The organism is Mycobacterium sp. 852002-40037_SCH5390672 (assembly GCF_001665875.1).
Lineage (GTDB): Bacteria > Actinomycetota > Actinomycetes > Mycobacteriales > Mycobacteriaceae > Mycobacterium.
Genome location: NZ_LZTA01000086.1, coordinates 15,457 through 39,094, shown reverse-complemented (window position 1 = coordinate 39,094; position 23,638 = coordinate 15,457). Strand labels below are relative to the sequence as shown.

Here is a 23,638-nt window from a genome sequence, read left to right as displayed (position 1 = left end):
GACACAGATGCGCGGGCATTTCGCCCGGCTGTGGCGCAGCCCGCTGCGGGGACTATGGCTGACGTCGGTGTTCGGCTCGGTGTTGCTGGTGACGCTGCCGATTGTCATCCTCACCGGCCTGCTGTCCTACATCGCCTACGGGCCGCGGTTCGGCCAAGCCATCCCCGGCGACGTCGGCTGGCTCAAGCTTCCGATTTTCGACTGGCCCACCAATCCGCCGTGGCTGTACCGGCTGACCCAGGGACTTCATGTCGGGCTGGGACTGATCCTGATCCCGGTGGTGCTGGCCAAGCTGTGGTCGGTGATTCCCCGGCTGTTCGCGTGGCCGCCGGTGCGAACGATTGCCCAACTGCTGGAACGGGTTTCGCTGCTCATGCTGGTCGGCGGGATCCTGTTCGAGATCGTGACCGGCGTGCTGAACATCCAGTACGACTACATCTTCGGATTCAGCTTCTACACCGCGCACTATTTCGGTGCGTGGGTGTTCATCACCGGCTTCGTCATGCACGTCGCGATCAAGAGCCCGCGCATGTGGGCCGGCCTGCACAAGCTGTCACTGCGTGATGTGCTGCGCACCGGGCGCGCCGACACCAAAGCCGAGCCGTGGCAGCCCGACGGGCTCGCCGCCGCTCACCCCGGCCCGGCCACGATGAGCCGCCGCGGCGCGCTGACGCTGGTGGGTGGCGGGGCCCTTTTCCTGACTTTCATCACTGCCGGTCAGACGTTGGGGGGTTACACCCGGGCCGCCGCCTTGCTGCTGCCGCGCGGGCGCCGACCCGGAGACGGACCCAACGGCTTCGAGGTCAACCGGACCGCGGCCGCGGCCGGGATCTCCGCGCGGGACACAGCGGGGCGCTGGCGGCTCACCCTGAACGGTGGCCCGCGACCGGTGGCGCTGGACCGTGTGGCCCTGCTGGCCATGCCACAGCACACCGCCGTCCTGCCGATCGCCTGCGTCGAAGGCTGGTCGACCACTCAGATCTGGACCGGCGTGCGCCTGGCCGAACTCGCCCGGCTGGCCGGCGTGCCCGCACCGCAATCAGCGCATGTGTCCTCGCTGGAACGCTCCGGCGCCTTCGCCGGCGCGACGCTGCAGGGAAACCAGGTGCTGCACCCGGACGCGCTGCTGGCGCTGCGCGTGAATGGCGCCGACCTGTCCCCGGACCATGGCTTCCCCGCGCGCATCATCGTGCCCGCGCTACCGGGTGTGCACAACACGAAATGGGTGGCCTCCATAGCCTTTACGGCCGCACATGCGTAGCGCATTCGCACGGATCTACGGATCCCAACCGCTGCATTTGCTGACGATGATCGCCGGCTTCGCACTGCTGGGCTATGTCATCGTCGTCATCGGACCGGACGCGCTGTGGAACCCGCACGTCTGGTGGCAGTCGATCATCGTATGGTTCGCCGCGGCGATCGTCGCCCACGACCTGGTGTTGTTTCCGGTCTACGCCTGCGCCGACCGGCTATTGTCACGCAGCGGCGCCGAGCCGTCCCCGGCGCGCACCGACGCCGGTGTGCCGGTGCTCAATTACCTTCGAGTGCCCGCGCTGGGAGCGGGCCTCACATTGCTGGTGTTCCTTCCCGGCATCGTCAGGCAGGGTGCCGCCACCTACCGGGCCGCTACCGGTCAGACCCAGGACCCGTTTCTCGGTCGGTGGCTGCTGTTGACGGCGGCGTTGTTCGCGGTCAGCGCCGGGATCTACGCCGCCCGCGTGGCCATGGTGCGCCGATCGGCCCGGCCGCGCTGACCTAGCTGCCGGAGATGATGTCCTGACGCCGGGCCCGGTACTCGCTGTCGGAAACGGCGCCTTGCGCATACAAGTTTTCCAGCTGTTGCAGCCGCTCCGACGGTGACGGCGGGTGGACAGAAGAATCCCTGTGCGCCAACGCGTCCGCCCCGGTGCCCCACCCGTCGCCCAGATCCAGGAGCCGCAGCGCGAACAACACGCCGGCACCCGTCACCGGCAGGCCCAGATAGAGCATCCAACCCAGCGGCACGCCTGCCCGGCTCAGCGCGAAATAGCGCGCAACCAGAAATAGAGAGACCACCACGCCGGCTGAGAGCACGATGACCTTGCTTTTCATGTGCGGAAATCCTCCGTGTCTTTCGCTACAGGTACCAAGTTTTTTCGGCGTCCCGAGGCAACTGCAAACCTCCTGCGTCGCTACCGATCCCAAGTTCGTGAGTTCTGGGGCCACGTAACCCTGCGGCGAACGCCTTGCAGAATCCTTGGAGTGTGCTCGTAGTCCGCCGCGCGACCTGCGCATCTACTGACGAGCAACTATTGTTGGGCCGGTGGGGAGCCCAAACGCCAAGACGCGAGCCGCGCTGTGCGGATGCGTGACGGCGATTGTCTTGACGGCTGGTTTCTCTTCCGGCGGTGCACCGGCGACCATTGCCACTTCATCGGTCGTGACACCGGCGCCGCCGGCTCCGGCCGGCGGCGCCGTGCCGGTGCAACCCGTCGGCGGAGGAGGCTGCATCATCGGCCTCAATTGCGGGTGCATTCGCAACGTCACCTGCCCTTCACCGCACCCCCGCCGCCCGAATATCGACAACGGCCAGCATGCGGTCCCCGCCCCGCCGAATCCCTAGCGCCGAAACCACGGACGGCTTTCCTATCATTTGGTGATGAGCACCGGTGGGCTGGAAACCGTGGGCTCGCCGGCATTCACCGACGAGGACTCGTCCCGGTTTCGTGCCGCCGGCTGGTGGAGCGATTCGACGCTGTCGGACGCGGTACGCCGAAACGCCGAACGCACACCGGATCGGCCCGCCTATCTCGACCATGGCGGCGCGTCGTTCAGCTGGCATGAATTCGATTGTGCAGCAACTAATTTGGCTGAGACACTGGCCGGGTTTGGCGTGGCCCGCGGTGATCGGGTGGCGGTATGGCACGGTGACTCCGCCGCCATTCACGTGCTGTTCGTCGGGATCGAACGCTGTGGGGCGGTGGTCATCGGCGTCGGCGCGCGCGCCGGCATCCGCGAGGTGTCGGCCATCCTGCGTAGCTGCCGGCCGAAAATCCTGATCAGCGATCAGGCCCGCAGCGGGGCCGCCGCGGAAGTGGCCAACGAATTGCGGGTGCCTCCGGTGGTGTTGAGCCGCGACGCCGGGGTGCTTCGCCTGGATGTCGACGCCGAGCCCAAGGCGCTGGCGGCCGGCTCCCAACTCGGCCCCGACGACGTCTTCCTGATCAATTCGACGTCGGGGACCACCGGGCTGCCCAAGTGCGTCGTACACACCCAGAACCGTTGGCACTACTTCCACCGGAAGGCCGTCGCCAACGGGCTGCTGACGTCGGACGAGGTGTTCCTGCCGGTCATACCCACCCCGTTCGGGTTCGGGCTGTGGACCAGCCACACCACCCCGATCTACCTCGGTGCCACCGCGGTGATCGTGGAGCGGTTTACCACCAGAGCCACCTGCGAGGCGATAGCTCGGCACCAGGTCACCGTATTGTGTTGCGTCAGCACACAATTGACCATGCTGATGGCGGACTCGGCCAGCCGCGAACACGACCTGAGTTCGCTGCGTGTCGTCTACACCGGCGGGGAAGCACTGCCGTACCGGCCCGCGGCCGAATTCGAGGAACTCACCGGGGCCAAGATACTGCAGTTCTACGGCTCCAACGAGACTGGGATGCTCAGCGCGACCACCGTCGACGATTCGCGCGACCACCGGCTGCGCACCGCCGGTCGCCTCATCCCCGAAATGTCGGTCCGGCTGTTCGACGGCGACCGCGACGTCACCGACACGGGGCGGGGCCAGCCCGCCTGCCGCGGTCCGGCGACCAGCCTCGGCTACCTCGGCGGCACCGACCACGACAAGCTGTTCACCCGCGACGGGTGGATGCGCATGGGCGACATCTGTGAAATCGACGCCGACGGCTACCTCCGGGTCACCGGGCGTACGTCCGATTTCATCGTGCGCGGGGGCAAGAACATCAGCGCAAGCCAGGTCGAAGACGCCGTCATGACCCATCCCGCGATCGCGATCGCGGCGGCGGTCGCCATGCCCGACCCGGTGTTCGGCGAAAAGGTCTGCCTCTACGCCGAACTCACCGACTCCGCCGCCCTCGACCTGCCCGGACTCGTCGAACACCTGCTGGCGCTGGGAGTTTCCAAAGAACTGCTGCCCGAGCGGCTGATCGTACTCGACGAACTGCCCCGGTCATCCGGCGGAAAAATAGCCAAAGGCCGGCTGCGCGAGGATATTGGAGCCAGAATGGAGGCTGGTCATGAACGCTCCTGACGCACGGCGTGGCGGGCTGGAAGTCTGGGCACCGTCGGTGGTGCCGCCCATCGGCGCCGACCTCAGCAACGAGCAGGCGCTGGCCATCGCCTTCCGTCACCTGGCCGGCATCGGGTTCGCCGAGAACATGGCCGGGCACATCACCTGGCAGCTCGACGGACGGACCGACATGTTCGTCAACCCGTGGGGACTGTGGTGGCAGGAGATCACCGCATCCGATATCTGCGTGGTGGACGGCGACGCGCAGGTGGTCAGCGGGCGCTGGGACGTCACTCCGGCCATCCACATCCACACCGAACTGCACCGGGTGCGCGACGACGCCCGAGTGGTGATCCACAACCACCCGTACTACGTCTGCGTGCTCGCCGCATTGGGCAGACTGCCCGAGTTGTTGCACCAGACCGGGTCGCTTTTCCTCGACGACCTGCGCCTGGTGGACGCCTACGACGGCGAAATCGACAGCCCCGATCGTGCCGCGGAACTCGCGGCCCGCATCGGTGGCGCCAACCTGACGATCTTGGCCAATCATGGCGTCATCGCGACCGGCCGCAACCTGCCCGAGGCCGTCTACCGCGCGGCATCGATCGAACGGGTCTGCAAGCTGGCCTACGACGTCATGCTCACCGGCAAGGATCCGGTGGCGATGCAGTGGTCGGACATGGCCGGCATGCAGCGCTCGCTGATCGAACGGGCCGCCGAGGTGTACTGGGCCGGCGCGGCACGCATGACCATCAAGGCCGATCCCGGCGTGCTCACGTGAACCGCATCCTCGAGTGTGCACCCACGGCGGCGACACGCCGACAAACGTCGCCGCCACCGCACACTGAAAGCCGTCGCGTCACACCCAACGACGCCGCTGCGCAAGGAGATTGACGAGTGAAATCGATCGACGAGCTGGCCACCGACCTGAGCTTCACCACGGCGAAGACCGGCACGGAGCGTTCGGTCACCTTTCTGCCGGATCCGCCCCGGGCGCCGCGGCGCTACACGGTGATCTCGGTAGACGATCACATCGTCGAACCCCCGGACACGTTCACCGGCCGTCTGCCCCGCAAGTTCGCCGACCGGGCGCCGAAAGTCGTCGAGACCGACAGCGGGGGACAGACGTGGGTTTATGACGGCAAGGAACTGCCCAACGTGGGTTTCAACGCGGTGGTTGGACGACCGGTGGCGGAGTACGGTTTCGAGCCGGTTCGATTCGACGAAATGCGCAGGGGCGCATGGGATATCCATGCGCGTGTCAAGGACATGGACCTCAACGGCATTTACGCCTCGCTGAACTTTCCGTCGTTTCTGCCGGGCTTCGCCGGGCAACGGCTGCAGCAGGTGACCGGCGACCGCGACCTGGCACTGGCCTCGGTCCGGGCCTGGAATGACTGGCATTTCGAGGTCTGGGCGGGGTCATATCCCGACCGGATCATTCCATGTCAATTGCCGTGGCTGCTCGATCCCGGACTCGGCGCGAAGATGATCCGCGAGAATGCCGAGCGCGGCTTCCACGCCGTGACGTTCAGCGAGAATCCCGCAATGCTGGGGTTGCCCAGCATTCACACCGACCACTGGGATCCGTTGATGGCAGCCTGCGCCGAGACCGGCACAGTGGTGAACCTGCACATCGGATCGTCGGGGTCGTCGCCGTCCACCACCCCCGACGCGCCGCCGGACGTGCAGGGTGTGCTGTTTTTCGCCTACGCCATTTCCGCGGCGGTCGACTGGTTGTACTCCGGACTGCCCAGCCGGTTCCCCGACCTCAAGATCTGCCTGTCCGAGGGCGGAATCGGTTGGGTGGCGGGGCTGCTCGATCGCCTCGACCACATGCTCAGTTATCACGCCATGTACGGCACCTGGCAGGCGCTCGGTGAGCCCCTGACCCCCGCGGAGGTGCTGACCCGCAACTTCTGGTTCTGCGCGGTCGAGGACAAGTCCTCCTTCGTGCAGCGTGACCGGATAGGCGTCGACAACATCATGCTGGAGGCCGACTACCCGCATTGCGACTCGACGTGGCCGCACACCCAACAAACCATCCACGAACAAATCGGTGATCTGCCATCCGACGTCATCCGAAAATTCAGCTGGCAGAACGCCTCTCGGTTGTACCGGCACCCGGTCCCGGCCACGGTGCAGCACGATCCCGACGCGTTCTAACCGTGCCCGCGCACGCCACCCGCCGAAGGCCATGACCGCGATGGACAAAGTCGACTTCAGTTCCGTGCCCTGGGGTTCGGTGGAATGGACGAACCTCGTCACCCTGTACCTGCGTGCCCATGAAAGTCGTTCGGAGCGACCGATTCTGGGGGACAAAGCGGCTGCCGACGCGGTGGACCGCATCGACTATGACTTCCAGAGAATTCACCGGATGTCGCTGCCCGCCTCGAATCAGTACCTGGTTGCGTTGCGGGCCAAACAACTCGATGACTGGTGCGCCGACTTCCTTGCCCGCCATCGGGATGCCATTGTGCTGCATTTGGGTTGCGGCCTCGACGGCCGCGTCTTCCGGCTGGCCGTACCGCCGTCGGTGCTGTGGTTCGACGTCGATCAGCCGAGTGTGATCGGGCTACGCCGCAAGCTCTACGACGACACCGAAACCTACCGGATGATCGGCTCGTCGGTGACCGAACTGCAGTGGCTCGACCGAGTCCCGGCCGGCCGGCCGACGCTGATCGTTGCCGAGGGCCTGCTGATGTACCTGCGCGAGGACGAAGTCCGGCGGTTGCTGCAGAGCCTGATCGACCGATTCGCCGGCGGGGAAATGCATTTCGACACCCTGTCGGCCCTTGCGCCGCTGCTGTCGAAGGTCTTCACCCGAGGCATCATCAAGTGGGGCATCCGGGACGCGCGCGCAATCGCGACCTGGAATTCCCGGCTGCGGTTTCTCGAGCAGACATCCGCGCTGGCCGGCTACCACAAGATCCCATCGCCCGCCGTGCGGTTGATCTACACGTTGATGTGGGTGACGGCCGGCCGCAGCTACGACGTGCTGAACCGGTTCGAATACTGACTACTCGATCACAGGTCGGATGCCAGCCGACGCAGAATGTCGGAAGCGGACTCGGCGGTGGCGTGCCGATAGCCGGTGCCGGCCCATAGGTGAACGTAGTCCGGCTTGCCCGCCGCCGCCGCGGCCTTGCGTAGCGGGCTGGTCAGGTAGTGGATGGCGGGATAACCCGGCGGCGCTTCGGCTTCGTGGGCGTCGATGAACGCGTTGCGCAGGCCGCGGGCCGGGCGGCCGGTGAAGGCCCGGGTCAGCACCGTCTCGGTGTACGCGGGATCGACCAGGGCCGCCCGATGAGTGGCCGAAGCGCCGCTTTCGGTGGCGCGCAACAGCACGGTGCCCACCGCGGCCGCGGTCGCGCCCGCGCGGATCACCTCGGCGACCGCGGCGGCGGTGGCCAGGCCACCGGTAGCCATCACCGGCAGGGGCACCCGCGCCACGACTTGCCGGACGAGGTCGACGATCGGGACGGGCGTCAACGGCCGCTGCGGCGAGAGGGTGCCGGAATGGCCGCCCGCGTCCGCCGCCTGCACGGTGAGCATGTCGACCCCGGCGTCGTGTGCCTGTGCCGCCTCGTCGGCCGTGGTGACCGTCTGAACCACGACGCTATCGGCCCGTTGCAGCGCGGCGATCACATCGCGCGGCGGAATACCGAAAGTGAACGACACCATGGGAACCGGGTCGTCGAGCAACAGCGCGACCTTCTCGTCGAATCTGTCGTTGTCCTCGATGGGCTCCGCTGGCAGCGTCAGCCCGAACTGATCGGCATCGGCCTGGATTATCGCCGCGTAGGCGTGGTAACGCTGCGGATCGACCGGCACCGGATTGGGGGCGAACACGTTGACCCCGAACGGGATTCCCTCCGCGCGAACGGCTTTGATCTCGGCCTCGACGGCCTCGACGGTCTTGTATCCCGCCGCCAGCAAACCCAGCGCGCCCGCGTGGGTCGCGGCCGACACCATGGCCGGGGTGGTCGGGCCGCCCGACATCGGGGCCGCCACCAGAGGAATGGACATCCCAAACTGCGCCAACATCTCCATGCCCTTTCGCCGATCCGCTGCGGTAAACGCTGCCTGCCTCGACATTATCGGCGCCGAGCCGGTGCGGCAGCATTCCGCCGCGGCGACCGGCCTGGCAGGATGCTTGAGCGTGACGCGCCCCAACTTCCTCGTGATCGTGGCAGACGACCTCGGGTTCTCCGACATCGGCGCATTCGGCGGCGAAATCGAGACGCCCAACCTCGATCGGCTGGCCCACGCCGGGATCCGGCTCACCGATTTCCACTCGGCCCCGGCCTGCTCGCCCACCCGGGCGATGCTGTTGACCGGGACCGACCACCACATCGCCGGCATCGGCACCATGCTCGAGGTCGCGTCCCCGGAATTCCGCGGTGCCCCCGGGTACGAGGGCTATCTGAACGACCGGGTCGTCGCGTTGCCCGAACTGTTGCGAGACGCGGGCTATCTGACATTGATGTCGGGCAAATGGCACCTGGGCGCCACCATCGAGACCTCGCCCTGGGCACGCGGGTTCGAGCGATCGTTCGCTCTGCTCCCAGCCGGCGCCAGCCACTACGGCGGCTCGGAGGCCCGGGGATTCTCGCCCGTGCCAACGCTTTACACCGAAGACGACCACTTCGTCACCGTCGGTGACGACTTCTATTCGTCGGACTCCTATACCGACACGTTGTTGCGGTATCTGGACGAGCGCGCCCCCGACGATGACCGGCCCTTCTTCGCCTATCTGCCCTTCCAGGCTCCGCACTGGCCCCTGCAGGCGCCCGACGAATCCGTTGCGAAATATCGCGGCCGCTACGACGCCGGGCCGGACGCGCTGCGCGAGGAGCGCCTGGCCGCGCTCAGGCGGCTCGGTCTGTGTCCGCCCGACGTCGTTGCGCATCCGGTGGTGGCCGACGGTGCGCCGGAGTGGGCCGACATGACCGACGAACAGCGCGCGCTCTCGGCCCGCAGCATGGAGGTCTACGCCGGGATGGTGGACCGGATGGACTACAACGTAGGCCGGGTGATCGATTACCTCTCGGCGAGCGGCGAACTCGACAACACCGTCGTCATCTTCATGTCCGACAACGGCGCCGAGGGCGCGATCGTGGAGGCGATGCCGCTGCGCGGTCCGCAGATCGCCGCGCAGATCGAGAAGCATTGCGACAACAGCCTGGACAACCTCGGCCGGCCCACGTCGTTCATCTGGTATGGCCCCCGCTGGGCGCAAGCGGCCACCGCGCCGTCGCGGTTGCACAAGGCGTTCACCACGCAGGGCGGGATCCGCGTGACCGGCTTCGTCACCTGGGCGGGCTTTGCCCGGCAACAGGAGATCGGCACCGCGTTCAGCACCGTCATGGACATCGCCCCGACCCTGCTCGAGCTGGCAGGGGCCACCCACCCGGGCACGTCCTACCGCCTCCGCGAGGTGGCAGCCATGCGCGGTCGCTCACTCGTGGATTATCTGACGGGCGCCGCGGACACCGTGCACGACGCCGACACCGGAACCGGATGGGAGCTGTTCGGCCGCCGTGCCATCCGCCAGGGCGACTGGAAGGCGCTCTATCTGCCGGCGCCGTACGGTCCGGGCAGCTGGCAGCTCTACGACCTGGCTTCCGACCCCGGCGAGATCGACGACCTGGCCGCCGCGCACCCCGACAAGCTGGCCGAACTGCTGGCGCTGTGGGAACGCTACGTCGAGGAAACGGGCGTGATCCTGGACCCCATCTCCGTGTACGACGTACAACTTTGACGACCCTGCTTATGCTTGGGCGTTGATGGTCGAGACAACGACGTGCGCGGTCGTCGGCGGCGGCCCGGCGGGCATGGTCCTCGGGTTGTTGCTGGCCCGGGCCGGCATCGAGGTCACCCTGCTGGAAAAGCACGGCGACTTCCTGCGTGACTTTCGTGGTGACACCGTGCATCCGACGACGCTGCAGTTGCTCGACGAGCTGGGACTGGGGGAGCGGTTCGCGGAACTGCCGTACAGCAAGCTCCGCAGGGGCACTTGGGAATCCGACGGACACTCGGTGACCTACCTGGACTTCGAGCGGCTCCGACACCCGCACCAATACATCGCCATGGTGCCGCAGTGGGACCTGCTGAACCTGCTCGCCGAGGCGGCCCAAGCCGAACCGAGTTTCACCTTGCGGATGAGCACCGAGGTCACCGGCCTGCTGCGCGACGGCGACCGAGTCACCGGAGTGCGCTACGAAGGGGTCGACGGACCCGGCGAGCTGCGGGCCGAACTAACCGTCGCCTGTGACGGCCGGTGGTCGACCGTGCGCCAGGATGCCGGGCTCAGCGCACACGAATACCCGGTGAACTTCGACGTCTGGTGGTTCAAGCTGCCGCGCCAAGGCAATGCCGACCATTCCTTCCTGCCCCGGATGGGGCCGGGAAAGGCGCTGGCGGTGATCCCGCGCGAGGGCTACAACCAGATCGCCTACTTGGGGCCCAAGGGCACCGACGCCCAGCTGCGCACACACGGTATCGAGGCGTTCCGGCGTGACCTCGGCGCGCTGTTGCCGGATATGCCGGATTCGGTCGCGGCCCTGCAGTCCATGGACGACGTCAAGCACCTCGACGTGCGGGTGAACCGGCTGCGTCGCTGGCACACCGACGGGCTGCTCTGCATCGGCGATGCGGCGCACGCGATGTCCCCACTGGGCGGGGTCGGCATCAATCTGGCCATCCAGGACGCCGTCGCCGCAGCGACCCTGCTAGCCGAACCCTTACGGTGCCATCGCGTCACCGAAAGCGACCTGGCCGCCGTCCGCCGTCGCCGCTTACTTCCCGCCGCGCTGACCCAGACGGCGCAGCGAGTGCTGCAGACCGTACTGCTGCGCCGGGTTTTTGGTGGTGCGGATCCCACGCCGCCCGCGCTGCTCCTCAAGGTGGTGCGACGGCTGCCGTGGCTGTCGGCGATGCCGGCCTACTTCGTCGGTGTCGGGGTCAGGCCCGAACATGCACCGGCATTCGCTCGACGAACACCCAAGGGGCGCAATGGTTAAGCCCGCGGTGCGGATCGGCATCCTGGGGGCGGCCAGCATCGCCCCGATGGCGTTGATCGATCCGGCCAAGGACAACTCCGAGGTCGTCGTCGCCGCGGTGGCGGCCCGGGATGTGGCGCGTGCGCAGGCCTTCGCCGCAAAACACGACATCGCTTGCGCGCACGGCGATTACGGGGCGCTGATCGCCGACCCCGACATCGACGCCATCTACAACCCGCTGCCGAACGGCCTACACGGGCGCTGGACTCGGGCCGCGCTGGCAGCCGGCAAACATGTGCTGTGCGAAAAGCCGTTCGCCGCCAACGCGGCCGAGGCGCGCGAAATCGCCGAATTGGCAGCCGATTCGGATCGGGTGGTGATGGAGGCCTTCCACTATCGCTACCACCCACTGACGCTGCGAGCCGAGGAAATCATTTCCTCGGGTGAGCTGGGCACGCTGCAGCACGTGGAGGCCGCGCTGTGTTTCCCCCTGCCGAAGTTCTCCGACATCCGCTACAACTACGCGCTTGCCGGCGGGGCGACCATGGATGCCGGCTGCTACGCGGTGCACATGGCCCGCACGTTCGGTGGGCAGTCCCCGGAAGTCGTTTCGGCACAAGCCAAACTGCGTGACCCGCAAGTCGACCGGGCCATGACGGCCGACTTGCGGTTCCCGGCGGGCCACACCGGCCGGGTGCGATGCTCGATGTGGTCGCCGCGCCTGCTGCAGATCAGCGCCCGGGTGATGGGGGAACATGGGGAGCTACGCATCTTGAATCCCGTGCTGCCGCAGGCTTTTCATCGGCTCTCGGTGCGGTCGCGTCAGGGCAAACGGGCGGAACGCTTGGGGCGTCGGTCTTCCTACGCCTATCAACTCGACGCGTTCGCCGCGGCGGTGCTGCGCGGCGAGCCGGTCAAGACGACTCCGCACGACGCGCTCGACAACATGACCGTCATCGATGCGATCTATCGCGCCGCGGGCCTCCCGCTGCGCTACCCGGCCTGAACGTCCGACAACAAGCGGCGTGCGGCCTCGACACACGGGCGTAGTCGGTCTATCGGGCTCACCCCGGCCAGCGCCAAGGACCGTCTGGGAACTTCGATTTCAAGCACGGTGTCACCGGGAAGCGCGGAAAGGAGGGCATGCAGGGGGAGCTCGCCTTCACCGGGAACCATGCGCTCGAACATGGCCTCCTCCATGTAGTTGTCCATGCGCGGCCGCAGCGTGGTGTCGTTGAGCTGGGCGTAGCCGATGTGATCGGCATCGATGGCGGCCAACTCTGCGGCGCCGGAACCCGAGCGCACCAGATGCATGGTATCGATCAACAACCGGAACTCGCTTCGTCCCACGTATTGTCTGGCGGCCAGCGCGGCGGTCACGTCGCCGATCGTCAGGCCGGGAACCGGTTCGACGACCGTACCGATATTGCGCTGTGCGGCAAGCTCGGTCAGTGCGGCGAACTGGTCAAGGGTCCGGGGAAGATCGGGGCCACACTGACCACATTGATCCGGGGAACACCGAGGTCGGCCAACGCGTCGAGGTCGCCGCGAAGCGCGCCCACCTCGGCGCCGGGCAGCACCAGGAACCCGTCACCCAGCGAGATGCTCACCCCTCGGTGGCCCATCGCGGCGAGCAGGCCTTTCCGAAGCCCGGCGTCCTCCTTCAAAGAGAAAGGGGGATAGCCCAGCGGCACCAGCGGCATCCCCTGCACGGCGACCGAGATGTGGCGACACCCCAGATCCGCGGCGAGATCCACCAACTCGATTGGGGGCAACCCGAATACGCTGAGCATGCCGATGCCGAGGCGATCCGGACGCCCCGTTGGCGTCATGCGGGGCGGCCCACCAGTTGGGCCAATTGAGCCGCGCCCTGGGCTGTTTGGGTGGTCAGGACGATCCGCCCGGACGTGGCCGGTTGTTCGATGATCGGCGCTTCCAGGACCAGGTTGTCCCGGAGGAAGGCCATGTGGTCTTGCAGGTGCGCGCCCGTGAATTCGGCCCACGCGGCGGCCGACGGCGGATCCAGCACGAGCGTCAGTTCGTAATAGTCCGCGGTCAACGACTTCGGTGGGTCCACGTGGATGAGCCCGAGCTGCATGGTCTCGGGGCCTAACGTATAGACGGTGGTGCGCCCGATGTCACAGGTGGTGAGGACGTCGATCGGCTTCACAGCGTTCGGATCCGTGGCCGGGCACTTTACGGCGGGGGTCGTTGGCTGTGACTTCGTCACCGGCCGAACCGGCAACGGTGCGATCTTCACCACCGGCGGGGGTGGTGGAGGTGGCGGCGCCGTTGTGCTGGGCGGCGGGGTGGTCGACGAGTTGGACGGCGCAGGCTTGTGTGTCTGCTGACAGCCACACATCAGCGCGGCGAGCAGACCGAGGGACCCAAGCCAGGCGGCGACATGACGCGCGCTGAATCGACGGTGAATCATCTCCAATACACTCTACCCGCAGGGTCATTGATTCCACGTCCGACGGGAACTCTTGCACCGCAATTCCTTTGGCGCCCTTTTGCGCGAGCCGTTGAAATCGCACGCCTGGGCTAGGGGCACGGAGCGGGTTGGCCTGCACACATGCGGTGCGCCGAGCGCGCGGCGGCGCACCCCTTTACTGACACTACGAATATAGAGTAGGGTCGCGATCTAAGAAAACATGGATAGACGACGAAAGCCCAATCCCGCCGAGCGCCGCCGCGACCTATGCGATGCGGCGATCCAGTTATTGGCCGATGACGGGGCCAAGGGCTTGAGCCATCTGAAGGTCGACCGCAGGGCCGGTGTGCCGGACGGCACGACGTCGTTCTATTTCCGCACCCGCTCGGCGCTGCTGCGCGCGGTGGCCGAGCGCTCGGCCGAGCTCGACCTCGCCGAGCTGCAGTCGATCGCGGACAGCTCTGATGCCGACGGTGGGGATCACGCACCCTCGCGGTTGTCACAGGTCGTCATCCAAGCCGGCAGCGATCCGCAGTTGTGCCGGACCAGGGCCCGATACGAGCTGACCATGCAGGCCACCCGTGACCCTGCGCTGGCGGCGATTTTGCAGCAGGCCACCGACGAATTCACCAAGCTGCACCGGGAGATCCTGGTGCAACTCATGCCGCACGGCGCGGAGTTGGATCCGGCCGTCGTCGAGGATCTGAGCAACGTCACGCTGACGTTCATCAATGGCCTGCTGCAACGGTTCGCCCATGGTGACCGGATCATCGACAGCGCCGAACAGCTCGACGGAATCCTCTCGGCGATCGCCGCCGGGATATTGAAGAGTTCGCACAAGGGACGGCTCACCCAGGCCGGTGGTCTGCGGGTACTGCGCCGCGGGGCGTCCGGGTCCGGGTGAGGACGCCGGCGGGACACAGCGCACCGGGCTCTGGCCCTTGCCAGGGCATCCGCTGTATGGTTCTCTACGAGAATAGAGTAAGCCCACGTTCATGCGCCGTTTTCAGCGGAGCTTGTGCAGCAGTCAGAGCGACGCAATTAAGCGGAGTGTATAAATCGCGCGGACCGAATCCAGCGCTGCAACGCTGGCAGCGCTAGCCCTGGTGCAGGTGATGCGGGTACCTAAAAGTGCAGCGGTAGGAGGGTTTTCGTGACGGCGAGCACCGACAGCCATGTTCGTTTCGATCCGTACGATGTCGGGCTGATCGCCGACCCGTATCCCATGTTCGCGCGTTTGCGCGAGGAGGCACCGCTTTATTACAACGCCGAATACGACTTTTACGCGGTGAGTCGTTACGCCGATGTCAGCAAGGCGCTCGTCGACCACGAGACATACAGCTCCGCGCGGGGCGCGATCCTCGAGCTGATCAAGGCCAACCTCGAAATCCCGCCGGGCATGTTGATCTTCGAAGACCCGCCGATCCACGACGTGCACCGCAAACTGCTGTCGCGGATGTTCACCCCACGCCGGATTGCCGCGCTCGAGCCGATGATCCGGGACTTCTGCGCTCAACTCCTGGATCCGCTGGTGGGCTCGGGCCACTTCGACTTCGTCACCGATCTGGGCGCGCAGATGCCGATGAAGGTCATCAGCATGTTGCTCGGCATCCCCGAAGACGACCAGGAGTACATCCGCGACCGCGGCAACGCCCAGTTGCGCACCGAGGCCGGCAAGCCCATGGACGCCGCCGAGCACGGCCTGTCCGTGGGTGAGCAGTTCGAGGCCTACATCGACTGGCGCGCCGAGCATCCGTCCGACGACATCATGACCGAGCTCCTCAACGTCGAATTCGTGGACGAGACCGGGACCACCCGGCGGCTGTCTCGCGAAGAAATCCTGGTCTACCTCAACGTGGTCGCCGGGGCCGGTAACGAAACCACAACCCGGCTGATCGGTTGGTCCGGAAAGGTTCTCGCCGAGCACCCCGATCAGCGCCGCGACCTTGTCGCGAACCCCACGCTCGTCCCGCAGGCCATCGAGGAGTTACTGCGGTACGAGCCGCCCGCGCCGCACGTGTCGCGGTATGTGACCCGCGACGTCACCGTGCACGACCAAACGGTTCCCGAAGGCAGCGTGATGATGATGCTCCTCGGATCAGCATGCCGCGACGAGGCCCAGTTTGGTTCCGACGCAAGTGAATTCAATATTCATCGCACGGTCCGCCCGCACCTGACCTTCAGCATGGGCACGCACTTCTGCCTGGGTTCGGCGCTGGCGCGCCTGGAAGGCCGCATCGCTCTGGAGGAGATTCTGAAACGATTCCCCGAGTGGGAAGTCGACCTGACCAGTGCCACCCTTAGTCCGACCTCCACGGTGCGGGGCTGGGAGTGTATGCCGGCGCTGGTGTCACGATGACGGGCCGGGTCGAGGGCAAGGTGGCTTTCGTCAGCGGTGCCGCCCGCGGTCAGGGCCGCAGCCACGCCGTGCGTCTGGCGCAAGAGGGCGCCGACATCATCGCGATCGACGTCTGTGGTCCGATTGAGAACCTGGCCTATCCCCACTCGACACCGGAAGACCTCGCCGAGACCGCGGATTTGGTCAAGAACCTCGACCGGCGCATCGTGACCGCCCAGGTGGACGTCCGCGACTACGACGCCCTGAAGGCGGCGGTGGATAGCGGGGTGGAACAGCTCGGCCGCCTCGACATCATCGTCGCCAACGCCGGCGTGGGCACCGACGGGAGAAAGCTGCACAAAATCCGCGAAAACGTGTGGCAGGACATGATCGACATCAACCTCACCGGTGTGTGGCACACCGTCAAAGCGGGTGTACCGCATGTGCTTTCGGGCGGACGCGGTGGGTCCATCGTGCTCACCAGCTCGGTGGGCGGTCGCAAGGCCTACCCGAACACCGGTCACTACATCGCGGCAAAGCATGGCGTGATCGGTCTGATGCGGGCCTTCGCCGTCGAGCTGGGCCCGCAGATGATTCGGGTCAACGCCGTGCTGCCCACCCAGGTCAGCACCACGATGGTGATGAACGACAACACCTATCGGCTGTTTCGCCCCGATCTGGAAAACCCCGGACCGGACGACTTCGCACCCATCTCGCAGATGATGCACACACTGCCGGTGCCTTGGGTGGACGCCACCGACATCAGCAATGCTGTCCTGTTCCTCGCCTCTGACGAATCTCGTTATGTCACCGGCGTTTCGCTTCCCGTCGACGCGGGCAGCTTGCTCAAATAGGCGCTAACTCCCAGTGAAAGAAGAAGCCCATGCCCGAATACGACTACGAAAAGCTGAAGAAGGAAGCCGAGCAGTACATCAAGTTCGAAAAGGACAAGAAGAACCGGATCGCCTATATCACGTTCAACCGTCCGGAAGAGCTCAATTCGACGACGCTGGGCATGCGGCATAACTACGCGGACCTGATCCACAAGTGCAACGTGGACGACGACGTCAAGGTGGTCGTGATCCGCGGCGAGGGCCAGGATTTCGGCAGTGGCGGCGATCTGCCCGAGCAACGTCCAATGCTGGAGAACCCCGGCTTGCCGCTGCATCACGAGCTGGCGATCAACGACGATGAGGTCAAGTACCCACCGGGTGGCACCTACCGCTACCTGTCCACCGTCACCGACTTCTACGCCAAGGCCCGCGCCGGCAACCGTCCGCTGCAGGAGCTTCGGAAGATCAGCATCATCGAGGCCAAGGGCTACTGCTATGGCTGGCACTTCTATCAGGCCGGCGACGCCGATCTGGTGATTTCCTCCGACGACGCCCTGTTCGGGCACCCGGCTTTCCGGTACGTGGGCTGGGGACCGCGCCTGTGGTGGTGGGCCGAGACGATGGGTCTGCGCAAGTTCTCCGAAATGCTGTTCACCGGAAGGCCTTTCAGCGCAAAGGAGATGTACGACTGCGGCTTCGTCAACAGCGTGGTGCCGCGCGACAAGCTGGAGGCGGAGACCCAGAAGTACGCACTGGCATGCTCGAAGTCGCGCCCGACCGACACGGTAGCGGTGCAGAAGACCTTCCTCGAACTCTACAAGCAGCACAAGGGCGAGTACTTCGGCAGCCTGCTGACCGGCATGGTCGAGGGCATGCTGCCGATGATCAAGAACGATGCGGAAGAGGTCGACCTCACCGGTGGCACCTTCGAGAAGGGCCTCAACAATGTGGTCAAGGACAACGACTTGAACTTCCCGCCGGAGTGGCGCCTGAGCCGCTCGGGTCGCGCGAAGCCCTGACCGTTTTGGCGGGGCGTGCATGTCCGCGCTGACGGGTGTCAGGGTCGTCGAGTTAGCCGAATCCGTGGCGGGGGAGTATTGCGGGAAGCTGCTGGCCGACTTCGGCGCCGAGGTCATCAAGATCGAGGCGCCGAAGTGCGGCAGCGCGACCCGCGCCATGGCGCCCATCCTTGCTGACGGGTGCGAAGGCAGCGCCCTGTACGCCTACCTCAACACCAACAAACGCTCCGTCGTGCTCGATCTCGGCTCGGCGGCCGATGTCGAGCGGCTGCAGCGGCTCATCGGCACCGCCGACGCGGTCATCGAAGGCCGGACCACCGGCTGGTCTGCGCGCCACCCGTCCGTGGTCTTCTGCGCCATCACCCCGTACGGCCGCGGGGTGGCCGCCGAATTCGACAATGCCCGAAGCATCAACGTGTTCCACGCCAGCGGGTGGGGATATCACACGCCGAGCCATCCGGATCCGGGCAAGCCGCCGCTGCAGGGACCCGGCCGCTTTCTGGCCGACTACGAAGCCGGGCTGGAGGCGGCGCTGTGCGTCGCGTCGTCCTTGTTCGGACGTCTGCACACCGGCCAGGGCGAGCTCATCGACATCTCCCAGCAGGCCGTGCTGGCCTCGCGCGCCGATTGCATCCTGGGCCGCCTCGTTACCGGCGAGGTGCCGGCCGACGGCGACCGCGGTGATTACGATCAGGCGGGGCCGGCGTCGTTCTTTGCCTGCGCCGACGGTTTCGTCTACTTGTACATGACCAGCCGGGCCCACTGGGCCGGGGTGAAAACCCTGATGGGACAACCCGAATGGCTTGACGGATTCGAGGACGACTGGCTGGAGTTCTCCGTCACCGCACAGAAGGTCACCGAGTTTCAGCGGGGCTTCGCCGCCTGGGTAGCAGGCCTACCCAAGGAGCAGACCTCGGAAATGGCTCAGCGGCTCGGTGTGCCCCTGGTGCCCGTCAACGGCGCGGCGGACCTGCACCATTCGCCACAGTACCGCCATCGCGGCTTCTTCCAGCGGGTTCGGCATCCGGTGCTGGGCGCTGCGGCGTATCCCACCGTGCCGTATGCGCTCAGCGCGTCGCCCGCCCGAATCACCAGTGCCGCACCGGGTCTCGGTCAGCACACCCGGTCGGTCATGGAAAGCGCCGACACCCCGCGCGTGCGTCCGGCGGTCAAGTCGGCGCAACTCAAGCCACCCAAGAATCCGCGGGGTGGACCGCTGGAAGGCGTGCGCGTCGTCGAGCTCACCAAGGTGTGGGCCGGTCCGTACGCGGGAAAACTGCTGGCCATGCTGGGCGCCGAAGTCATCAAGGTCGAGACGGCCGACAGCCCCGAGGAGATGCGCGCCTACGGCGGCACGAATATCAACCATGCACCCTATTTTTTGAGCATCAACCCCGAGATCCTCAGTGTGGACCTCGATATCAAGTCGGCCGACGGGATGGCGGGGTTGCGCGGGTTGATCGCCCGCAGCGACATCGTCATCAACAATCTGCGCCCGGGCGCGATGGAACGCCAAGGCCTGGGATATCAACAGCTCGCCGAGATCAAACCCGACATCATCTCCGTGTCGATCAAAATGTGGGGCAACGACGGCCCGCTGGGTCACCAAACCGGTTACGCGCCATGCTTTGCCGCACTCGCCGGACCCGCCTCGCTGGTCGGCTATCCCGACGGGCCGCCGCTGGGGACCAGCATGCGCTACGGAGACTCGACGGTCGGCGCGGCCGCCGCGTATGCGGCCGTGGTGGCCTTGCTGCATCGTGAACTCAGGGGCGCAGGGCAATTCGTCGACGTGTCGGCAGTAGAGACCCTGTCCTCGATGATCGGTGACTGCCTGCTGGAACAATCCCTGACCGGCCGACGTCTGGGTCCCAGCGGCAACAACCACCCGGACATGTGCCCACACGGCTGCTACCCGTGCGCCGACGACGCGTGGCTGACACTCGCCGTCGCGACCGACGCCGAATGGCGCCGGTTATGCGAGGCGCTCGGCGCCGCAACACTGGCGGACGAATCCCGTTACGCCACGAGCGACGCACGACACCGGCACGCCGAAGCGCTTGACGCGGACCTCGCCCGGCTTACCCGAGGCCAGGACGCGGAGCGCCTCGCGCAGCGCCTGCGGGCGGCCGGAGTGCCGGCCGCCAAGAGTGCCACCGCGGTGGATGTGATCGGCGATCAACGGCTGTGGGATCGGGAGCTGTACCGCTTCGTCACTGATCACCGCGAAGGCCGGCGACCGGTGCTCGGGCCGTCCTGGCGGATGGCGCGCGCCCCGGCCCGGATCGCGCGCGGCGCACCGGACCTGGGCGAGGACACCGGCTACGTTCTCGACGAGATACTCGGCACGCAACCGATGGGCGGAACATGACGACACTGGCGCGCACAACGGCCCTGGTCACCGGTGCCAGCAGCGGCATCGGCGCGGCGACGGCACAAGCGCTGGCCGCCCAGGGCTCGGCGGTGGCTCTGCTCGCGCGCCGGACCGAGCGGTTGACGGAACTGAAAGCCCAGATCGAATCCACCGGTGGCACAGCGCTGGTCGTGGCCGCCGACGTCACCGATTCCGAGCAGGTGGCGTCCGCCGTGCAGCGCACCGTCGCGGAGTTGGGTCGCCTGGACATCCTGGTGAACAATGCCGGATTGATGCAGTCGGCGCCCGCGACCGAGGCGCCGCTGCGGGACTGGGACCAGATGGTGTCGGTCAACGTGCAGGGGGTGCTCTATGCCACCCGTGCGGCGCTTCCACATCTGATCGAGGCGGCCGCCGACTCGCCGCGCGGCGTAGCCGATCTGGTCACCATCAGTTCCACCGCCGGGTGGGTGGCCCGGCCGAACACCGCCGTGTATTCGCTGACCAAATTCGGCGTGAACGCGTTCAGCGAGGGCCTTCGCCAAGAGGTGCTCGGCAAGCGGGTACGGGTGGGAGTGGTGGGCCCCGGAACCGTCGACACCGAGATCTTCAGTCATCTGACCGAACCGTCACGGGAGGCGTTTGAACGGCAGACGGCCGGGATGGTCATGCTGCGGCCAGAGGACATCGCGGATGCGGTGTTGTTCATGGTGACGCGTGACCGCCGGGTGGCGGTCAATCACATGCTGGTGCGCTCGGCCGAACAGACGTGGTAGCGGCGTGACTTCGGATTGGGTGATCGGTGATCACTACGGATTACCATTCCCGGCCGACCCCGCGTCCTTGCTCAGTGGCGGAGCGTCGTTCCTGACAAGCGCGTTTCGGGCGTCGGGAGTGCTCGGCGAGAACAGCGTCGTTCGGCTCAGCGACTTCCGGGAGATCGGCGGTGGCAGCACGGGACGCAAGGTTGTGCTGTCGGTCGAATACGACCGGCCCGCACCAAATCTGCACACTGAGCTGTTCGTCAAGTTCTCCCGCGATCTGGAGGATCCGGTGCGCGACCGGGGAAAGACGCAGATGGAGTCCGAGGTCCGGTTCGCCTCGTTGGCACGGACGACCGAATTCCCGATAGCGGTGCCCAGTCCGCAGTTCGCCGACTACCACGGTCAAACCGGCACCGGGATGTTGATCACCGAACGAATCCGCTTCGGGGCCAACGGGATCGAACGTCAATACCATAAGTGCCTCGACTACGAGATGCCCGAGCCGCTCGAGCATTACCGTGCGCTGCTGACCGCGCTGGCGCGGCTCGCCGGCACGCACCGGTCCGGTCGACTGCCGGCGACACAGGTCGCGCACTTTCCGCTGGATGTCCGGGCCGCAACGGTGGGAGAGCGGGTACCGCTGTCCGTGGACAGACTGGGACGACGGGTCAACCAGCTGGCCGAATTCATCGAAACGCACCCCGGGCTGGTGCCCGACGGCGTGGGCTCGCCAGAGTTCTTGGCGCGCTTGGCCGACGAGGTGCCCCGACTGGCTCTGTCCGAGAATGCGGTCGCGGACCACCTGGCCACCGATGCCGACTATGTCGCGCTGTGCCACTGGAATGCCAATATCGACAACGCCTGGTTCTGGCGAGATACCCACGGCGTCCTGCGCTGTGGCCTGATGGACTGGGGATGCGTCAGCCAGATGAACCTGGGCATGGCCCTGTGGGGAGCCATGTCCGGCGCCGAAACCGTAATGTGGGATGCCCATCTCGACGACTTGCTGGAACGGTTCGTCGCGGAGTTTCATCGCTATGGTGGTCCGCGCATGGAGCCGGAGAGGCTGCGCCGGCACACCCTGTTGTATGCGGCGGTGATGGGCGTGGCCTGGCTGCTGGACGTACCCGTGTTGATGCGCAAGCGTTTCAGCGTCGCGCCGAGCAGTCGGATGGACCCGCGGATCAGGGACGACGAGGGTGTGCGCGCGCCCCTGCAGATGCTGTCGAACCTGCTGCTGCTGTGGCAGCGCCACCCGCTGGGTGACCTGCTTGACGAGGCGCTTGCCGAGGAAGGGCGTGTCGCCTAGGGCGCGTCGTCGTCTCGGTCTTGGAGCAGCTTTTCGGGATGGTGAAACGTGTTGACGCGTGGTCGGCCACGGTCCAGATGCGGGGGCGGAAGCCACTCGGTGTCACCCCTGGCATTCTTGCGGGTGGTCCAGCCGCCCGGTCGCAGGAGACGGTGCTGGGGTCCGCAGGCGAAGGTGAGGTCGTTGACGTCGGTGGTGTGGCAGGTGGCGTAGTCGGTGACGTGGTGAACTTCGCAGTAGTAGCCGGGCACCGTGCATCCGGGTGCCGAGCAGCCGCGATCCTTGGCGTACAACACGATTCGCTGCCCGGGTGAGGCCAGGCGTTTGGTGTGATACAGCGCCAGCGCCTTGCCCTTGTCGAAGATCGCCAAGTAGTGATGCGCGTGGCGGGCCAGGCGGATCACGTCACTCATCGGCAGCATGGTGCCGCCACCGGTCAATCCGCGTCCGGCGGCGGATTCCAGCTCTTGCAGCGTCGTTGTGACGACGATTGAGGCCGGTAAGCCGTTGTGCTGGCCTAGCTCTCCGGAGGCGAGCAATCCTCTGAGCGCGGCGTTGAGTCCGTCGTGCTGGCGTTGGGCGGCCGATCGCGGGTCGCGCTCGATGGCGTCTTGGGTGGGCGCGCCATCGACGCACGGGGTGTCATCCACGGGATTGCACATGCCCGGTGCGCCAAGTTTCGCCAAGACCGCTTCGAACGTGGCACGCGCCTCAGGTGTCAGCCAGCCGCGCAGCTGCGACATGCCGTCGGCTTGCTGGTTACCCAGCGTCAAGCCGCGCAGCCGGGCCCGGTCCTCGTCGGTGAAGGTGCCGTCGGGGTTAAGGCAATCGGCCAGAATGTCGGCCAACTTGCCAAGTTGCTCGGGCCGATACCGGGTTCCCTCCCTGGCGAGTTTGGCCTCGGCCTGCTCGCGGGTGGCCGCGTCTATCCAGCCGGGCAACTGGTGATAGAACTTTCGGATCACCGCGACCTGGCCGGTGCCGAGCGTGCCGTCCCGTTGCGCGGCCGCGGTCGCGGCCAGCATCGGTGCCAGCGGTTCGCCGCTCAGGCCGTGCCGCGCGCCGAGATCCCGCGCCTCCTTGATGCGCCGGGACGCTTCCGAGCGGCTAATAAGCGTCGTCTCCGCAATCGCATGCGCCAGCGTGCCGCCGAGCTCCTCGGATGAAGCCTGGCGGGCAAGGGAATTGATCAGCGGGTGCTCGATGGCCGGCAACCGGCGGCGCACCTTCTCGCAGCGCTCGAGCATCGCCAACTGCTCGCGGGTGGCCAATGCGGCGCAGTCATACCCGACCAGATCGTCGAAGGCAGCGTCGATGGTCGCAAAAGCCGCCGACAAGGCCTCC

At 66.5% G+C, this 23,638-nt stretch carries 20 protein-coding genes and 1 pseudogene; 16 read left to right on the top strand and 5 right to left on the bottom strand.

What is annotated here, in order from left to right:
• Positions 1 to 7: 7 nt before the first annotated feature.
• Positions 8 to 1,261, top strand: a complete 1,254-nt coding sequence (locus A5782_RS15700; RefSeq protein ID WP_067101799.1) for a molybdopterin-dependent oxidoreductase — start codon at positions 8 to 10, stop codon at positions 1,259 to 1,261.
• Positions 1,254 to 1,754: a hypothetical protein gene (locus A5782_RS15695; RefSeq protein WP_067101796.1), complete on the top strand. Its 501-nt coding sequence runs from the start codon at positions 1,254 to 1,256 to the stop codon at positions 1,752 to 1,754. The genes A5782_RS15700 and A5782_RS15695 overlap by 8 nt, the downstream gene beginning before the upstream one ends.
• Before the next feature lies 1 nt (position 1,755).
• Here the strand turns inward: A5782_RS15695 and A5782_RS15690 are convergent, their stop codons facing one another.
• Complete coding sequence (locus tag A5782_RS15690; protein WP_067101793.1) at positions 1,756 to 2,091, bottom strand: SHOCT domain-containing protein; 336 nt, start codon at positions 2,089 to 2,091, stop codon at positions 1,756 to 1,758.
• A gap of 547 nt (positions 2,092 to 2,638) precedes the next feature.
• On the opposite strand from A5782_RS15690, the gene A5782_RS15685 reads away from it, so the two are divergent.
• The 4 genes from A5782_RS15685 to A5782_RS15670 all read left to right on the top strand — a co-directional run bounded on the left by A5782_RS15685 (position 2,639) and on the right by A5782_RS15670 (position 7,259).
• Complete coding sequence (locus A5782_RS15685) at positions 2,639 to 4,261, top strand: class I adenylate-forming enzyme family protein (RefSeq protein WP_067101790.1); 1,623 nt, start codon at positions 2,639 to 2,641, stop codon at positions 4,259 to 4,261.
• Positions 4,248 to 5,021 (top strand): class II aldolase/adducin family protein, encoded by a 774-nt coding sequence (locus tag A5782_RS15680; RefSeq protein WP_067101787.1) that lies wholly within the window; start codon positions 4,248 to 4,250, stop codon positions 5,019 to 5,021. The genes A5782_RS15685 and A5782_RS15680 overlap by 14 nt, the downstream gene beginning before the upstream one ends.
• Positions 5,022 to 5,137: 116 nt before the next feature.
• Positions 5,138 to 6,406, top strand: coding sequence for an amidohydrolase family protein (locus A5782_RS15675; protein WP_067101784.1), 1,269 nt, complete (start codon positions 5,138 to 5,140; stop codon positions 6,404 to 6,406).
• A gap of 31 nt (positions 6,407 to 6,437) precedes the next feature.
• A complete protein-coding gene (locus A5782_RS15670) occupies positions 6,438 to 7,259 on the top strand; it encodes a class I SAM-dependent methyltransferase (RefSeq protein WP_067101781.1) in 822 nt (273 codons plus the stop codon).
• Between the two features lie 8 nt (positions 7,260 to 7,267).
• Here the strand turns inward: A5782_RS15670 and A5782_RS15665 are convergent, their stop codons facing one another.
• Positions 7,268 to 8,293: a nitronate monooxygenase gene (locus A5782_RS15665; protein ID WP_067101778.1), complete on the bottom strand. Its 1,026-nt coding sequence runs from the start codon at positions 8,291 to 8,293 to the stop codon at positions 7,268 to 7,270.
• 109 nt (positions 8,294 to 8,402) lie between these two features.
• On the opposite strand from A5782_RS15665, the gene A5782_RS15660 reads away from it, so the two are divergent.
• The 3 genes from A5782_RS15660 to A5782_RS15650 are packed head-to-tail and all read left to right on the top strand — an operon-like array spanning position 8,403 to position 12,250.
• Positions 8,403 to 10,004 carry an arylsulfatase gene (locus tag A5782_RS15660; protein ID WP_067101965.1) on the top strand — a complete coding sequence of 534 codons (1,602 nt, stop codon included), beginning with the start codon at positions 8,403 to 8,405 and terminating at the stop codon, positions 10,002 to 10,004.
• A gap of 25 nt (positions 10,005 to 10,029) precedes the next feature.
• The gene (locus A5782_RS15655) at positions 10,030 to 11,265 is read left to right on the top strand and encodes an FAD-dependent oxidoreductase (protein WP_067101775.1); all 1,236 of its coding nucleotides are present in this window, start codon (positions 10,030 to 10,032) and stop codon (positions 11,263 to 11,265) included.
• Entirely contained in the window at positions 11,258 to 12,250 is a 993-nt protein-coding gene (locus A5782_RS15650) for a Gfo/Idh/MocA family protein (RefSeq protein WP_067101773.1), read from the top strand. Before A5782_RS15655 ends, A5782_RS15650 begins: the two co-directional genes overlap by 8 nt.
• Here A5782_RS15650 and A5782_RS15645 read toward each other — a convergent pair.
• Together A5782_RS15645 and A5782_RS27300 are read right to left on the bottom strand one after the other, a co-directional pair.
• A pseudogene (locus A5782_RS15645) lies at positions 12,238 to 13,076 on the bottom strand (sugar phosphate isomerase/epimerase family protein). The gene A5782_RS15650 and the pseudogene A5782_RS15645 overlap by 13 nt on opposite strands.
• Complete coding sequence (locus A5782_RS27300; protein ID WP_067101770.1) at positions 13,073 to 13,678, bottom strand: preprotein translocase subunit SecD; 606 nt, start codon at positions 13,676 to 13,678, stop codon at positions 13,073 to 13,075. The pseudogene A5782_RS15645 and the gene A5782_RS27300 overlap by 4 nt, the downstream one beginning before the upstream one ends.
• A 220-nt stretch (positions 13,679 to 13,898) precedes the next feature.
• Between A5782_RS27300 and A5782_RS15635 the strand changes: the two genes are divergently transcribed.
• From A5782_RS15635 to A5782_RS15605, 7 genes are all read left to right on the top strand, one after another.
• Positions 13,899 to 14,582 carry a TetR/AcrR family transcriptional regulator gene (locus tag A5782_RS15635; protein ID WP_067101767.1) on the top strand — a complete coding sequence of 228 codons (684 nt, stop codon included), beginning with the start codon at positions 13,899 to 13,901 and terminating at the stop codon, positions 14,580 to 14,582.
• 249 nt (positions 14,583 to 14,831) lie between these two features.
• A complete protein-coding gene (locus A5782_RS15630; protein ID WP_067101765.1) occupies positions 14,832 to 16,037 on the top strand; it encodes a cytochrome P450 in 1,206 nt (401 codons plus the stop codon).
• Positions 16,034 to 16,870 (top strand): mycofactocin-coupled SDR family oxidoreductase, encoded by an 837-nt coding sequence (locus A5782_RS15625; protein WP_067101962.1) that lies wholly within the window; start codon positions 16,034 to 16,036, stop codon positions 16,868 to 16,870. The genes A5782_RS15630 and A5782_RS15625 overlap by 4 nt, the downstream gene beginning before the upstream one ends.
• 29 nt (positions 16,871 to 16,899) lie before the next feature.
• On the top strand, positions 16,900 to 17,868 hold the full coding sequence (locus A5782_RS15620) for an enoyl-CoA hydratase/isomerase family protein (RefSeq protein ID WP_067101762.1): 969 nt from the start codon (positions 16,900 to 16,902) through the stop codon (positions 17,866 to 17,868).
• 19 nt (positions 17,869 to 17,887) lie between these two features.
• A complete protein-coding gene (locus A5782_RS15615; protein WP_067101759.1) occupies positions 17,888 to 20,239 on the top strand; it encodes a CaiB/BaiF CoA-transferase family protein in 2,352 nt (783 codons plus the stop codon).
• Complete coding sequence (locus A5782_RS15610; protein ID WP_067101756.1) at positions 20,236 to 20,997, top strand: SDR family NAD(P)-dependent oxidoreductase; 762 nt, start codon at positions 20,236 to 20,238, stop codon at positions 20,995 to 20,997. Before A5782_RS15615 ends, A5782_RS15610 begins: the two co-directional genes overlap by 4 nt.
• A 19-nt stretch (positions 20,998 to 21,016) precedes the next feature.
• Positions 21,017 to 22,294, top strand: coding sequence for a hypothetical protein (locus tag A5782_RS15605; protein WP_082942955.1), 1,278 nt, complete (start codon positions 21,017 to 21,019; stop codon positions 22,292 to 22,294).
• Here the strand turns inward: A5782_RS15605 and A5782_RS15600 are convergent.
• The gene (locus tag A5782_RS15600; protein ID WP_067101958.1) at positions 22,291 to 23,610 is read right to left on the bottom strand and encodes an HNH endonuclease signature motif containing protein; all 1,320 of its coding nucleotides are present in this window, start codon (positions 23,608 to 23,610) and stop codon (positions 22,291 to 22,293) included. The genes A5782_RS15605 and A5782_RS15600 overlap by 4 nt on opposite strands.
• Positions 23,611 to 23,638: the final 28 nt, after the last annotated feature.

Bases quoted from the DNA above. Each gene is read 5' to 3' on its own strand.
- A5782_RS15700 (WP_067101799.1), top strand. From the start codon at position 8: ATGCGCGGGCATTTCGCCCGGCTGTGGCGCAGCCCGCTGCGGGGACTA.
- A5782_RS15685 (WP_067101790.1), top strand. From the start codon at position 2,639: ATGAGCACCGGTGGGCTGGAAACCGTGGGCTCGCCGGCATTCACCGAC.
- A5782_RS15670 (WP_067101781.1), top strand. From the start codon at position 6,438: ATGACCGCGATGGACAAAGTCGACTTCAGTTCCGTGCCCTGGGGTTCG.
- A5782_RS15690 (WP_067101793.1), bottom strand. From the start codon at position 2,091: ATGAAAAGCAAGGTCATCGTGCTCTCAGCCGGCGTGGTGGTCTCTCTA.
- A5782_RS15680 (WP_067101787.1), top strand. From the start codon at position 4,248: ATGAACGCTCCTGACGCACGGCGTGGCGGGCTGGAAGTCTGGGCACCG.
- A5782_RS15610 (WP_067101756.1), top strand. From the start codon at position 20,236: ATGACGACACTGGCGCGCACAACGGCCCTGGTCACCGGTGCCAGCAGC.
- A5782_RS15615 (WP_067101759.1), top strand. From the start codon at position 17,888: ATGTCCGCGCTGACGGGTGTCAGGGTCGTCGAGTTAGCCGAATCCGTG.
- A5782_RS15650 (WP_067101773.1), top strand. From the start codon at position 11,258: ATGGTTAAGCCCGCGGTGCGGATCGGCATCCTGGGGGCGGCCAGCATC.
- A5782_RS27300 (WP_067101770.1), bottom strand. From the start codon at position 13,678: ATGATTCACCGTCGATTCAGCGCGCGTCATGTCGCCGCCTGGCTTGGG.
- A5782_RS15655 (WP_067101775.1), top strand. From the start codon at position 10,030: ATGGTCGAGACAACGACGTGCGCGGTCGTCGGCGGCGGCCCGGCGGGC.
- A5782_RS15695 (WP_067101796.1), top strand. From the start codon at position 1,254: ATGCGTAGCGCATTCGCACGGATCTACGGATCCCAACCGCTGCATTTG.
- A5782_RS15620 (WP_067101762.1), top strand. From the start codon at position 16,900: ATGCCCGAATACGACTACGAAAAGCTGAAGAAGGAAGCCGAGCAGTAC.
- A5782_RS15635 (WP_067101767.1), top strand. From the start codon at position 13,899: ATGGATAGACGACGAAAGCCCAATCCCGCCGAGCGCCGCCGCGACCTA.
- A5782_RS15625 (WP_067101962.1), top strand. From the start codon at position 16,034: ATGACGGGCCGGGTCGAGGGCAAGGTGGCTTTCGTCAGCGGTGCCGCC.
- A5782_RS15665 (WP_067101778.1), bottom strand. From the start codon at position 8,293: ATGGAGATGTTGGCGCAGTTTGGGATGTCCATTCCTCTGGTGGCGGCC.